The organism is Sphingomonas flavida (genome assembly GCF_036663655.1).
Classification (GTDB): Bacteria; Pseudomonadota; Alphaproteobacteria; order Sphingomonadales; family Sphingomonadaceae; genus Sphingomonas.
Map to the genome: position 1 here is coordinate 138,113 of NZ_JAXOJH010000004.1, position 11,585 is coordinate 149,697.

12 protein-coding genes and 1 riboswitch are annotated in these 11,585 nt (G+C 66.8%); of the genes, 4 read left to right on the forward strand and 8 right to left on the reverse strand.

Going from position 1 to position 11,585, the window contains the following annotated elements; genetic code table 11:
- Positions 1 to 49: 49 nt before the first annotated feature.
- From gcvPB to U1703_RS06330, 5 genes are all read right to left on the reverse strand, one after another.
- A complete protein-coding gene (gene gcvPB, locus U1703_RS06310) occupies positions 50 to 1,606 on the reverse strand; it encodes an aminomethyl-transferring glycine dehydrogenase subunit GcvPB (RefSeq protein ID WP_332785027.1) in 1,557 nt (518 codons plus the stop codon).
- Positions 1,603 to 2,961, reverse strand: a complete 1,359-nt coding sequence (gene gcvPA / locus U1703_RS06315; protein WP_320453433.1) for an aminomethyl-transferring glycine dehydrogenase subunit GcvPA — start codon at positions 2,959 to 2,961, stop codon at positions 1,603 to 1,605. Before gcvPA ends, gcvPB begins: the two co-directional genes overlap by 4 nt.
- Positions 2,962 to 3,169: 208 nt before the next feature.
- Positions 3,170 to 3,541 carry a glycine cleavage system protein GcvH gene (gene gcvH / locus U1703_RS06320; protein ID WP_320453432.1) on the reverse strand — a complete coding sequence of 124 codons (372 nt, stop codon included), beginning with the start codon at positions 3,539 to 3,541 and terminating at the stop codon, positions 3,170 to 3,172.
- Between the two features lie 2 nt (positions 3,542 to 3,543).
- The gene (gcvT, locus tag U1703_RS06325; RefSeq protein ID WP_332785028.1) at positions 3,544 to 4,719 is read right to left on the reverse strand and encodes a glycine cleavage system aminomethyltransferase GcvT; all 1,176 of its coding nucleotides are present in this window, start codon (positions 4,717 to 4,719) and stop codon (positions 3,544 to 3,546) included.
- A 163-nt stretch (positions 4,720 to 4,882) separates the two neighbouring features.
- Positions 4,883 to 4,991: riboswitch (glycine riboswitch) on the reverse strand.
- A gap of 237 nt (positions 4,992 to 5,228) precedes the next feature.
- The gene (locus tag U1703_RS06330) at positions 5,229 to 5,879 is read right to left on the reverse strand and encodes a hypothetical protein (RefSeq protein ID WP_332785029.1); all 651 of its coding nucleotides are present in this window, start codon (positions 5,877 to 5,879) and stop codon (positions 5,229 to 5,231) included.
- 127 nt (positions 5,880 to 6,006) lie between these two features.
- On the opposite strand from U1703_RS06330, the gene ispH reads away from it, so the two are divergent.
- From ispH to rnhA, 3 genes are read left to right on the forward strand one after another with little or no spacing between them, the layout of a single operon-like run.
- Positions 6,007 to 6,963, forward strand: coding sequence for a 4-hydroxy-3-methylbut-2-enyl diphosphate reductase (gene ispH, locus U1703_RS06335; protein ID WP_320453429.1), 957 nt, complete (start codon positions 6,007 to 6,009; stop codon positions 6,961 to 6,963).
- A gap of 3 nt (positions 6,964 to 6,966) precedes the next feature.
- Entirely contained in the window at positions 6,967 to 7,920 is a 954-nt protein-coding gene (thrB, locus tag U1703_RS06340; RefSeq protein ID WP_332785030.1) for a homoserine kinase, read from the forward strand.
- Positions 7,917 to 8,354: a ribonuclease HI gene (gene rnhA / locus U1703_RS06345; RefSeq protein ID WP_320453427.1), complete on the forward strand. Its 438-nt coding sequence runs from the start codon at positions 7,917 to 7,919 to the stop codon at positions 8,352 to 8,354. Before thrB ends, rnhA begins: the two co-directional genes overlap by 4 nt.
- Before the next feature lie 20 nt (positions 8,355 to 8,374).
- Here the strand turns inward: rnhA and U1703_RS06350 are convergent, their stop codons facing one another.
- Genes U1703_RS06350 through U1703_RS06360 form a run of 3 tightly spaced genes read right to left on the reverse strand, consistent with a single transcriptional unit; the run spans position 8,375 to position 10,979 of the window.
- Positions 8,375 to 8,905: a hypothetical protein gene (locus tag U1703_RS06350; protein WP_332785031.1), complete on the reverse strand. Its 531-nt coding sequence runs from the start codon at positions 8,903 to 8,905 to the stop codon at positions 8,375 to 8,377.
- Positions 8,906 to 8,964: 59 nt separating this feature from the next.
- A complete protein-coding gene (locus U1703_RS06355; RefSeq protein WP_332785032.1) occupies positions 8,965 to 10,047 on the reverse strand; it encodes an NAD(P)/FAD-dependent oxidoreductase in 1,083 nt (360 codons plus the stop codon).
- On the reverse strand, positions 10,044 to 10,979 hold the full coding sequence (locus U1703_RS06360) for an alpha/beta fold hydrolase (RefSeq protein ID WP_332785033.1): 936 nt from the start codon (positions 10,977 to 10,979) through the stop codon (positions 10,044 to 10,046). Before U1703_RS06360 ends, U1703_RS06355 begins: the two co-directional genes overlap by 4 nt.
- A gap of 50 nt (positions 10,980 to 11,029) precedes the next feature.
- On the opposite strand from U1703_RS06360, the gene U1703_RS06365 reads away from it, so the two are divergent.
- The gene (locus tag U1703_RS06365; RefSeq protein ID WP_332785034.1) at positions 11,030 to 11,536 is read left to right on the forward strand and encodes an A24 family peptidase; all 507 of its coding nucleotides are present in this window, start codon (positions 11,030 to 11,032) and stop codon (positions 11,534 to 11,536) included.
- Positions 11,537 to 11,585: the final 49 nt, after the last annotated feature.

Below are 11,585 nucleotides of genomic sequence, written 5' to 3' on the forward strand. Positions count from 1 at the left end.
TTCCGCAGCTCACCGAAGGTGAGTGGAAAGGGTGAGGGCAGCTACGGGATCAGGCCGCCTTGTCCTTCCACACCAGCACGGGCTTGCGCGCGGCCAGCGTCTCGTCGAGGCGCGCGCGCGGCGCGAAATGGGGCGCGGTCTTGAGCGACGGGTCGCCCGCCTTGGCACGCTCCGCCACCGACGCCAGCGCGCCGATGAACTGGTCGAGCGCCGCCTTCGATTCGGTTTCGGTCGGCTCGACCAGCATCGCACCGTGGACGACCAGCGGGAAATACATGGTCATCGGGTGGAAACCCTCGTCGATCAGCGCCTTGGCGACGTCGATCGTCGAGAAGCCCTCGGCCAGGCCTTCGTCCGAGAAGATGGCTTCGTGCATGCACGGGCCGCTCTTGGCGAAGGGCGCGTCGAGCGTGTTCTCGAGGCTGCGCAGGACGTAGTTGGCGTTCAGCACCGCATCCTCGGCGACCTGGCGCAGACCGTCCGCGCCGTGGCTGAGGATATAGGTCAGCGCGCGGGTGAACATGCCCATCTGGCCGTGGAAGGCGACCATGCGGCCGAAGCTGTCGGCATGATGGTCGTCGGCATTCTCTTCCTCGACCAGGCGGAAGCCCTCGCCCGTCTTCTCGACGAAGGGAAGCGGGGCGAACGGCGTCAGCGCCTCCGAGAACACCACTGGACCCGAACCCGGCCCGCCGCCGCCATGCGGGGTCGAGAAGGTCTTGTGCAGGTTGATGTGCATCGCATCGACGCCGAGATCGCCCGGACGCACGCGCCCGACGATGGCGTTGAAGTTCGCGCCGTCGCAATAGACATAGCCGCCCGCCGCATGAACCGCGTCGGAAATGTCCTTCAGGTCACGCTCGAACAGGCCGCAGGTGTTCGGGTTGGTGATCATCACGCCCGCCACGTCCGGCCCCAGCCGCGCCTTGAGCGCCGCCGTATCGACACGGCCATCCGCGGTCGCGGGGATATCCTCGACCGAGAAGCCCGCGAACGCCGCCGTCGCCGGGTTGGTGCCGTGCGCCGATTCCGGCACCAGGATCACCTTGCGCGCGCCCTCGCCGCGCTTTTCCAGCGCCGCCTTGATCGCCAGGATACCGCACAGCTCGCCATGCGCCCCCGCCTTGGGGCTCATCGCGACCGAGGTCATGCCGGTCAGCGTGACCAGCCAGTGCGCCAGCTGGTGAATGACCTCTAGCGCGCCCTGCACCGTGTCGACGGGCTGGAGCGGGTGAACGTCGCTGAAACCGGGCAGGCGCGCCATCTTCTCGTTCAAGCGCGGATTGTGCTTCATCGTGCACGAACCCAGCGGGAACAGCCCCAGGTCGATCGCGTAATTCTGACGCGATAGGCGGGTATAGTGACGCACCGTCTCCGGCTCCGACAGGCCGGGCAGGCCGATCGGGGCCTTGCGGGACAGATCGCCCAGACGCGAACCCGCGACATCGCCGTCCGCGAAGTCGACGCCGGTCGTCTTGTCGTCGCCAATCTCGAAGATCAGCTTTTCTTCGAGCATCAGCGCGCGGTTGCCGGTGAAGGTCGCCGGGACCGACGCTTCATTGGCTTCGGGGCTCGTGGGCTTCCAGCCGCTCTGGTTGATCGTCATGCCAGCACCTCCTCAAGCGCTTGGGCAAGCGTCTCGATATCCTCCGCCGTCACCGTTTCGGTGACCGCCACCACCAATCCGTTCTGAAGCGCATCCTCGCCCGGATAGAGCCGGCCGAGCGACACGCCCGCCAGCACGCCGCGATCGGCGAGCGTCCGCACGATCGGACGTGCCTCACGGCCCAGGTCGAGCGTGAACTCGTTGAAGAACACGTCGTTGACCAGCTTCACGCCAGGCACCTTCGCCAGCCGATCCGCCGCGCGGCAGGCATTGGCATGGTTGATCCCCGCCATCCGGCGCAGACCCGCCTCGCCCAGCAGCGTCATGTGGATCGAGAAGGCGAGCGCACACAGCCCCGAATTGGTGCAGATGTTCGACGTCGCCTTTTCGCGGCGGATATGCTGCTCGCGGGTCGACAGCGTCAGCACGAAGCCACGCTTGCCGTCCGCGTCCACCGTCTCGCCACAGAAGCGGCCCGGCATCTGGCGGATATACTTGTCCTTGCAGCCCATCAGGCCGACATAAGGACCACCGAACTGGAGCCCGACGCCCAGCGACTGGCCTTCGCCGACGACGATATCGGCGTCCATCTCGCCCGGGCTGCGGATCGCGCCCAATGCGACCGGCTCGGTCACGACCGCGATCAGCAGCGCCTTCTTGGCGTGGCACGCCTCGGCCAGCGGGGTCAGGTCGGCGATACGGCCCAGAATATCCGGATACTGGACGACGACGCACGACGTATCGCCGTCGATCGCCGCGATCATCTGGTCGATATCGGTCTCGGCGGTCAGGACGGGGGTGCCGGTCTCCAGCGTGTCGCCGGTGTACTTCGCCATGGTCTTGGCGACCGAGACATAATGCGGATGCAGGCCCGACGACAGGATCGCCTTGGACTTCTTGGTGATGCGCCGCGCCATGCCGATCGCTTCCCAGCATGCGGTCGAGCCGTCATACATCGAGGCGTTGGCGACATCGGTGCCGAGCAGACGCGCGACCTGCGTCTGGAACTCGAACAGCATCTGCAGCGTGCCCTGCGCGATTTCCGGCTGATAGGGCGTATAGGCGGTCAGGAACTCGCCGCGCTGGATCAGGTGATCGACGCTGGCGGGGACATGGTGCCGATACGCGCCGCAGCCCAGGAAGAACGGCACGTCGCCCGCGACCATGTTCTTGCGGGACAGCGCGGTCATGTGCCGCTCGACCGCCAGTTCGGAGGCGTGGGCGGGCAAGCCCTCGATGGGGCCCGACAGGCGGGCGGATTCGGGCACATCGACGAACAGGTCGTCGACCGAGCCCGCACCGATGACCGAGAGCATCTCGGCACGGTCGGACGAAGTAAGGGGCAGGTAGCGCATGCGTTCCATTTCTCCGCCCTCCTCTTCGCCCCTGCCGCCGAGCGGAGGGCTTCTTCTTCTCCCCTCCCGCAAGCGGGAGGGGCCGGGGGAGGGCACCCGGCTTCGGCAGGCGATGTCGCTTGGGGAGAACGACTCCCCTCCCCCAACCCCTCCCGCCTGCGGGAGGGGAGGAAGAAGACCCCTCCCCTATGAAGGGAGGGGCATCGGATCAGAGTTTCGCGACGAACGCGGCGTAGGCGGCTTCGTCCATCAACGCGTCCAGTTCCGACGCGTCCGACAGCGTGATCTTGAAGAACCAGCCCTCGCCTTCCGGATCGCTGTTCACCAGCGCAGGCTCGTCGGCCAACTGGCCATTGCCCTCGATCACGGTGCCCGAGACGGGCGCATAGACGTCGGACGCGGCCTTGACCGACTCGACCACGGCGGCCTCGTCGCCCTTGGTCAGCTCGCGGCCTTCCTCGGGGACGTCAACGAACACGATGTCGCCCAGCGCACCCTGTGCGTAATCGGAGATGCCGACCGTGCCGACATCACCGTCGACGTCGATCCACTCATGATCTTCGGTGAAATAGCGGCTCATGGTCACTTGGCTCCTGAACGAACGTAACGATGGGGGACGAACGGCATCGCCGTGACGGTGGCGTCATGGGTCTTGCCGCGCTGAAGCAGTTTGAGGACCGTGCCGGGCGTCGCCAGCTCGGTGGGGACATAGGCCATGGCGATCGGCGCGCCCATCGAGGGGGCAAAGCCGCCGCTGGTGACGCGGCCGATGACCGATCCGTCCTCGGCGACCACTGACGCGCCTTCGCGCACCGGTTGGCGACCCGCGACGGTCAGGCCGACGCGCTTGACGGCGGGGCCGTTCTCGCGCTCCGACAGGATACGCTCGGCACCCAGGAAGTCGGCCGCCTCGCGGCGCTTCTTGGCGAGCGCGAAGCCCAGATCGGCCATCACCGGCGTCGTCTCGGGATCGAGGTCGTGGCCGTAAAGCGGCAGCCCCGCCTCCAGGCGCAGCGAGTCGCGCGCACCCAGGCCGATCGGCTTCACTTCCGCCTGTTCGCAGAGCAGGTCAGCGAAGGCGGCAGCGTGCTCGGCCGGGATCGAGATCTCGTAGCCGTCCTCGCCGGTATAGCCCGAGCGGCTGATCCACAGCGGCACGTCGTTCCAGGTGAAGTCGGCGGCGGTCATGAACACCAAAGCCTCGACGCCCGGCACGATCCGCGACAGCGCATCGACCGCCTTCGGCCCCTGGAGCGCCAGCAGCGCCTGCTCGTCGAGCAGATTCAGCGTCGCGTCGTCGGGGATGAAGTCGAGCAGATAGGCAATATCGTCATATTTGGTCGCGCCGTTGACGACCATGTAGAGTTCTTCCGCGCCGTCCAGGGTGCGCTTCGTCACCATCAGGTCGTCGAGGATGCCGCCCTCTTCATTCAGCAGCAGCGAATAGCGGTTCTTGCGGTCGCCAAGGCCCGCAATGTCGCCCGGTAGGACCTTTTCCAGCGCGGTGATGACGGGGCCAAGGCCGTTCTCGCCGGTGAAGACCACCTGGCCCATATGGCTGACGTCGAACAGCCCGGCCGACTCGCGGGTCCAGAGATGCTCGGCCATGATGCCTTCATACTGGACCGGCATCTCGTATCCGGCGAACGGCACCATCCGCCCGCCGCGCGCACGATGCCATGCGTCCAGCGGCAGCGTCTGGATGATCTCCTGACCCTCGGGGGCGTCTTCTACGTTCAGGTCTGCGGTGTCGCTCACGGGGCCGGTCTCCGTCAAAAGGGTGTCGGCTAGGGACGCAGATGTCCTTACCCGATCCGATCCCCCTCTGTCACGGAACCTGAGAGCTTTCGCCGGAAATTCCGGCTTACCCCTTCGGTGGCGCCCAAGGCCGAAGGCCGGGCACTCTTTCCAGAGTGTCGATGGCGATCGCGCGGTCCCATTTGCCTGAGAGATTCCGGGGTGGTTGCTCCTTCGGCGGCCGGGTTTTCGTCACCTGAAAGATGAACCCGGCGCTCTCCCGCGCGCGCCTATGTCGGACATGTCCGACATCGACGCCGCGCCCTCTGCCGGGCGGGTGGGGCCAAGTCAATCGGGGATCGGTGGGGGGCGCCGGGAAAGGTGTGGATAGCAGCGTTTTCCATTCCTCCCCTGGAAGGGGAGGTGGCAGGGCGCAGCCCTGACGGAGGGGTGTCACCCCATCGATAGCGGGACACCCCTCCACCATCCTTCGGATGGTCCCCCTCCCCTTGCAGGGGAGGAATAAGAGATCACCGAGTCGCGTTATACCGCAGCTGCGCGTCGGTCAGCTGGAACCCGACCAGCGCCTCGAAGCTGGCGCTCGCCACCGCCTGGCGCACTTCGGGGTTGGTCAGCGGATCGACCGCGGCATCCTCGTCCCCCGCCTTGCGGCGACGGGTCAGCTTTTCGCGGACGTCCTCGGGCAGGGTCGCGGCCGCGCGCGAGATGGTGGTGGAGGCCTCGCCCGCCACCTGGCCACGCGCCTGGCCCGCGTCGAAGTGGACGTTCACGCGGCCGACCCGCTTGGCGACGACGTTCGTGCCGCCGCGCACGATCGCGATGTAATAGGGCAGCACCACGTCGCGCGCCGCCGCCGTATCGGTGCGGCGGGCCTCGACCGTGAAGCTGACCGTCGTCACGATGTCCGCGGCCGCATCGGTGCAGTTGCCGCGAACGTCGGTCAGGTTGGCGACCAGGTCGATCGAGCGTTCGTCGGTGGCGCCGGGCGTCTTGAACAGCGTGATGTCGCCGGTCCCCGCCGCGACGCCGACGATCGGACAGGCCGAGCGGACGGCAGTGATGCCGCCCGAGGCGTCGATCTCACCCGTGCGGGCACAACCGCCCAGACCAAGGGCAAGGGCGACGGGCGCAAGGACGAGAACGGGGAGCGGTGCTTTCACAGGTCGAAACGCCTATTCTATATGCCGAAGCAGGATGCCGGTTTGGTCGCCAGCATAGGAACCGGGTTGGACGCGCGCAAGCAATGGCGTAGAGCCATGTCCCATGACCCCAGCCGCGACCCCAGCCATGACCGATGCCACCAAGCCGCCGCTCGACCTGTTGATCGCCGCCCCGCGCGGATTCTGCGCAGGCGTCGACCGCGCGATCCGCATCGTCGAGCTGGCGCTCGAAAAGCATGGCAGCCCGGTCTATGTCCGGCACGAGATCGTCCACAACAAGTTCGTCGTCGACAGCCTGAAGGCCAAAGGCGCGATCTTCGTCGAGGAACTGGACGAGGTGCCCGCCAACGCGCATGTCGTCTTCTCCGCGCACGGCGTGCCGAAGTCGGTGCCCGCCGATGCCGAAAACCGGGGCCTCGCCTATTTCGACGCCACCTGCCCGCTGGTGTCGAAGGTCCACCGCCAGGCCGAGCGGCTGGTCGAGATGGGTCGCCACATCGTCTTCATCGGCCATGCCGGCCACCCCGAGGTCATCGGCACCTTCGGCCAGGTGCCGCAAGGGTCCATGTCGCTGGTCGAGACGGTCGCGGATGTCGAGGCGTTCGCGCCCGCCGATCCCGACAACCTCGCCTTCCTGACCCAGACCACCCTGTCGGTCGACGACACCGCCGCCACGATTGAGGCGTTGCAGCGTCGTTTCCCCAACATCCTGGCCCCGCGCGGCGAGGATATCTGCTACGCCACCTCCAACCGTCAGGCCGCGGTCAAGGCGATCGCCGCCGAGTGCGACGCGGTGCTGGTGATCGGGGCGCCGAACTCCTCCAACTCGCTGCGCCTGGTCGAGGTGGCCGAGCGTGCGGGCAAGCGCGCCATGCTGATCCAGCGCGCCGCCGAACTCGACTGGGCGTTCCTGGACGGCGTCAAGACGCTGGGCCTGACCGCCGGGGCCTCCGCGCCCGAGCTGCTGGTCCGCGAGCTGGTCGATCGCCTGTCGGAGCGCTTTACCGTCAGCGAGCGCGAGGAAGAGACGACGCGCGAGACGATCGCCTTCAAGCTGCCGCGCGGGCTGGAAGCGGCCGCCTGAACCATGGCCGTCTATACGCAGGTTTCGGCCGAGGCGCTGTCCGCGTTTCTGGCCCGCTATGACGCTGGCCAACTGATCTCCGCAAAGGGGATCGCCGAGGGGGTCGAGAACAGCAACTATCTGGTCGACACCACGACCGCGCGGTTCATCCTGACGCTGTACGAAAAGCGTGTGGCGGCGGGCGACCTGCCCTTCTTTCTTGCGCTGCTCGACCATCTGGCGGCCAAGGGCCTGCCCGTCCCGCCCGCGATCAAGGACCGGCAGGGCGTGGAAATCCAGGAACTGGCGGGCCGCCCCGCCTGCCTGATCCAGTTCCTGACCGGCGTGTCGCTGTCGCATCCGACCCCGGCCCAGGCGCTGGCGGCGGCGGATGCGATGGGCGCGATGCACCGGGCGGTTGCCGACTTCCCGTTGAACCGCGAGAACTCGATGGGCCATGCCAGCTGGCGGCCCTTGTTCGAACAATGCGGCCATGACCTCGACCGGATCGAACCCGGGCTGCACGACGCCATGGGCGAGGCGCTGGACGGCGTGCTGGACGGCTGGGACGCGCAGGACCTCGACACCTGCGTCATCCATGCCGACCTGTTCCCCGACAATGTGCTGGTGCTGGGCGATCGGGTCACGGGGCTGATCGACTTTTACTTCGCCTGCACCGATTACCGCATCTACGACCTGGCCGTCATGCATTCGGCCTGGAGCTTCGACGCCAGCGGCGAAATCTACACGCCCGAAATCGGCGCGGCGCTGGTCGAGGGTTATCGGCGTCATTTCCCGTTGAGCGAGGCAGAGCGCGCGGCGTTCGCCCGGCTGGCCATGGGCGCGTGCCTGCGCTTTGCCCTGTCGCGCGCCTGGGACTGGCTCAACACGCCCGCCGACGCGCTGGTGACGCGCAAGGACCCGCTGGCCTATTGGCGGCGCTATGTCGCCTATCGCGATGGAAAGGCCGGACTGTGACACCCGTCGAGATCGCCACCGACGGCGCGTGCAAGGGCAATCCCGGCCCCGGCGGCTGGGGCGCGCTGATCCGCTCGGGCACGCACGAAAAGGAATTGTCCGGCGGCGAGGTGCTGACCACCAACAACCGCATGGAATTGATGGCCGCGATCGAGGCGCTGAACGCCCTCAAGCGCCCCTGCGCAGTCACGCTGTCGACCGACAGCCGCTATGTGATGGACGGCTTGACCAAGTGGATCCACGGCTGGAAACGCAATGGCTGGCGCACGGCGGACAAGAAGCCGGTGAAGAACGCCGAACTCTGGCAGGCGCTGGTCGCGGCGGCCGAGCGGCACCAGATCGAATGGAAATGGGTGAAGGGCCATGCCGGTCACCCCGACAACGAACGCGCCGACAAGCTGGCGAGCGATGCGGCGGAGACGTTTCGGAAATAGTTTCCGTTTTTTTGGAGTACCTAAGAGCTTACAAAATCTGAAGCTTGGGGACGTTCCAGATTTCTTCCAGCCAACAGATCCGCTATCATATTCAAACGATCACCAATCCATACTCGCATAAAATCACGATCTTCCACAGACATTTGGCCATCGGATAGACGCTCTGCAAGATCATCGAGAATAAGGCATATCCCCTCCAGCATAAAGCTTATAGCGACTATCCGTCTCGCCCGAACTTGATCCAGCCCACTGTCCATTTCATAAATGGGAAATTTGTTAAGTTCGTTTATCACGCTCCTCATGGAAGTGGTTGCCGCTCTGATGTTGATGCGTTGCGGCAAAAAGAAAGCTGACGTCCGATGAAAGCTTTCGACAGTCTCATACCCATGAGACAAAACTCGCTCGCTTGCTGCGCGCAGTTGACGCTTTCTGCGCCAATGTGGGGCAAACGCAGTTACGTAGGTCAGTACCAGAGCGATAATTGCGCCTAAAAACTGCGCCCAGCCTGCAAGCTTATCGTGGTTTTCAAGCCAATTGAACATGCCCTGCATATGATCGTCCCAGGTCGTCCGCAAAATTAACACTTATGTGTTTCATTCAACTCTGACGATCAAGGAAGAGAAAAACGCCCCGCGTCATAGCGGTCGGGATCGACACCGGCAGGCACCTCCCCCTCGCCCAGCAGCAATGCCGCCGCCAGTGCGGCCGCCGCAGGCGCGGTCTGGATGCCGAAGCCGCCCTGCCCGGCACACCAGAAGAAACCCGGCACATCCGCGTCGAAGCCATAGACCGGCGCGCGGTCGGGGGCGAAGCTGCGCAGGCCTGCCCAGCGGCGCTCGACCGCCGCGATGCGCCAGTCGACCACCTTTTCCAGTCGGTCGATCGCCACCGCCACGTCCCATTCCTCCGGCGCGATGTCGCACGGCACGCTCGGGCTCTCGTCATGCGGGGTCAGCCAAAGCCGCCCGCCCGCCTCGGGCTTGAAGTAGAAGCCGCCCGCCATGTCGACGACATGCGGCAATCCTTCGGGCACGGGCGGATCGGTGCGCAGCTGCACCATGGTCCGGCGATAGGGGGTGATGCCGATCGGCCGGACGCCCGCCAGCGCGGCGACCTGGTCCGCCCAGGCGCCCGCCGCATTCACCACCACCCGTGCCGCCACCCGCCCGGCGCGCGTGTCGAGATGCCACACTCCGTCCCGCCCCTCGGCCGCCAGCAACGCCGCATCGGTCAGCAGGACGGCCCCCGCGCCCCGCGCCGCCGCGAGGCAGTCGGCATGGAGCGCGGCGACATCGATATAGGCGCAGCTTGGCTCCCAGACGCCGTGCACCCATTCGGGGCGCAGGCCAGGAATGCGCGTCGCCGGATCGACGCGCGAAAGGTCGACGCCGCTGCCCTCGAAATCGGCCAGCAAGCGATCGGCCTTCGCTGCATCCGTGGCGCGCCCGATATGGAGCGAACCCAGCGGTGTCAGATACCCACCCTCGCGCAGCGCCGGGCCGGACGCGGTGGTCAGGGGCTGGACCGCCGGGCCACCATAGGTTTCCGACCAGAAGGCCGCCGAGCGCCCGGTCGCGTGCCGCCCCGGCATATCCTCCGCCTCGATCAGAATGACCCGCGCCCGCGCCCCGATCGCCGCGGCCAGGCTGGCACCCGCCATGCCCGCACCGATGATCGCGATATCGTGAATCACGCGGGCACCCCGTCCAAGAATCGGTCGATCGCGGCCAGCGCGCGAAGACGCACCGGGTCGGCCTCGCGCAGCAATTCGTGCGCCGCCTCGGGCCCGAAGCGCTCGACCCGCGCCCCGATCCGGGTGGCGACGCGCATGGCGATACGCGGATCGACCAGCCGGTCGGCCTCGGCCACCAGCATCAGCGTGGGCACCTCCACCCGGTCCAGTCGCGGATCGCGCAGCAGTGCACGGGTCGAGCGCATCGCCGAATCGAGCCAGCCCCAGCTCGGCGGCCCCAGCGCCAGCTCGGGCGCCTTGGCATACCACCACGCCTCGTCCTCGAAGCGTTCGACGTCATGGGTCAGGTTGCGCTGCCGAGTGTGCAGGCCCGGCCCGTCCTTCGCCTCCCAGATGCCCCGCTCCGACCGACCGAGCAGCGTCATCAGGCGGATGATCCCCCTACCTAGCAGCATTCCCGTAGGGAGTTTCAGTCCCAGCATCGGTGCGACCAGGATCAGCGCGTCGGGATCGACTGCCCCCTCCACCACCGCGCGCAGGCCCAGATGCCCGCCCATCGAATGCCCCAGAAGGACATGCGGCAAGCCGCTGGCGTCCTCGCCCCGCCAGTCTTGCCAGAAGGCGCGCAGGTCCCCGACCAGCCCCGCAAAATTGCCGCCATGCCCGACATGCGGGTCGGCCAGCAGCCGCCCCGATCCCCCCTGCCCGCGCCAGTCGAAGGCGGTGACGCTCCACCCCAGCGCGACCAGATGCGCGAAGACCTCCAGATATTTCTCGATCACATCGGCGCGGCCGGTCTGGAACAGCAGCCTCCCGACCGGCGCATCCGCCTGCCAGTCGAAGCGGCGATGATCCCAGCCATCGGGCGCCCGCCAGCGCGACAGGGTCGCGGCGGCGGGAAAGGTACGGCGAAGGGCGAAGCGATCGGTCATTCCCCATCCGGTTACGGTTTCGAAAGCCCCGCCGTCTAGGGACTTGTCGCATGGATTGGACCATCGTCCGCATCGCGCTGCTCGCCGCGTTCGTCCTGCTGCTGCTGTCGGCGGGGATCGAGGATGCGCGCACCCGCGAGATCGCCGATCGCAAGAATATCGCGATCGCCCTGATCGCCCCGCTGTGGTGGTGGGCTGGCGGCGTGCCGGTCTGGCCCGACATGGTGCTTCGGATCGTGGTGGCCATCGGCGTCTTCCTGTTATTCGCGCAAGCCTTTCGCATCGGCATGATGGGCGGCGGCGACGTGAAGATGATCGCCGCCATCGCCCTGTGGCTGCCCCTGCCGTCGCTGTTCCGCATGATCCTGCTGATGTCGATCGCGGGCGGCGTGGTCACGATCGCCATGATGATCGGCCAGCGGCTGCGCCGTCCCCAGGCGCGAACCGGGGAGGACGGCGAGACGCCCGGAATCGAGGTGCCGTACGGCGTCGCCATCGCGGTTGCGGCGCTCCTGGTCCTGCGGGAACCGATATTTAACCCATTCCAGCATACTTAACGGCCGATAGAGCCAAGCATACCGGCTTGGCGGCAAGGCCGAAGAACGC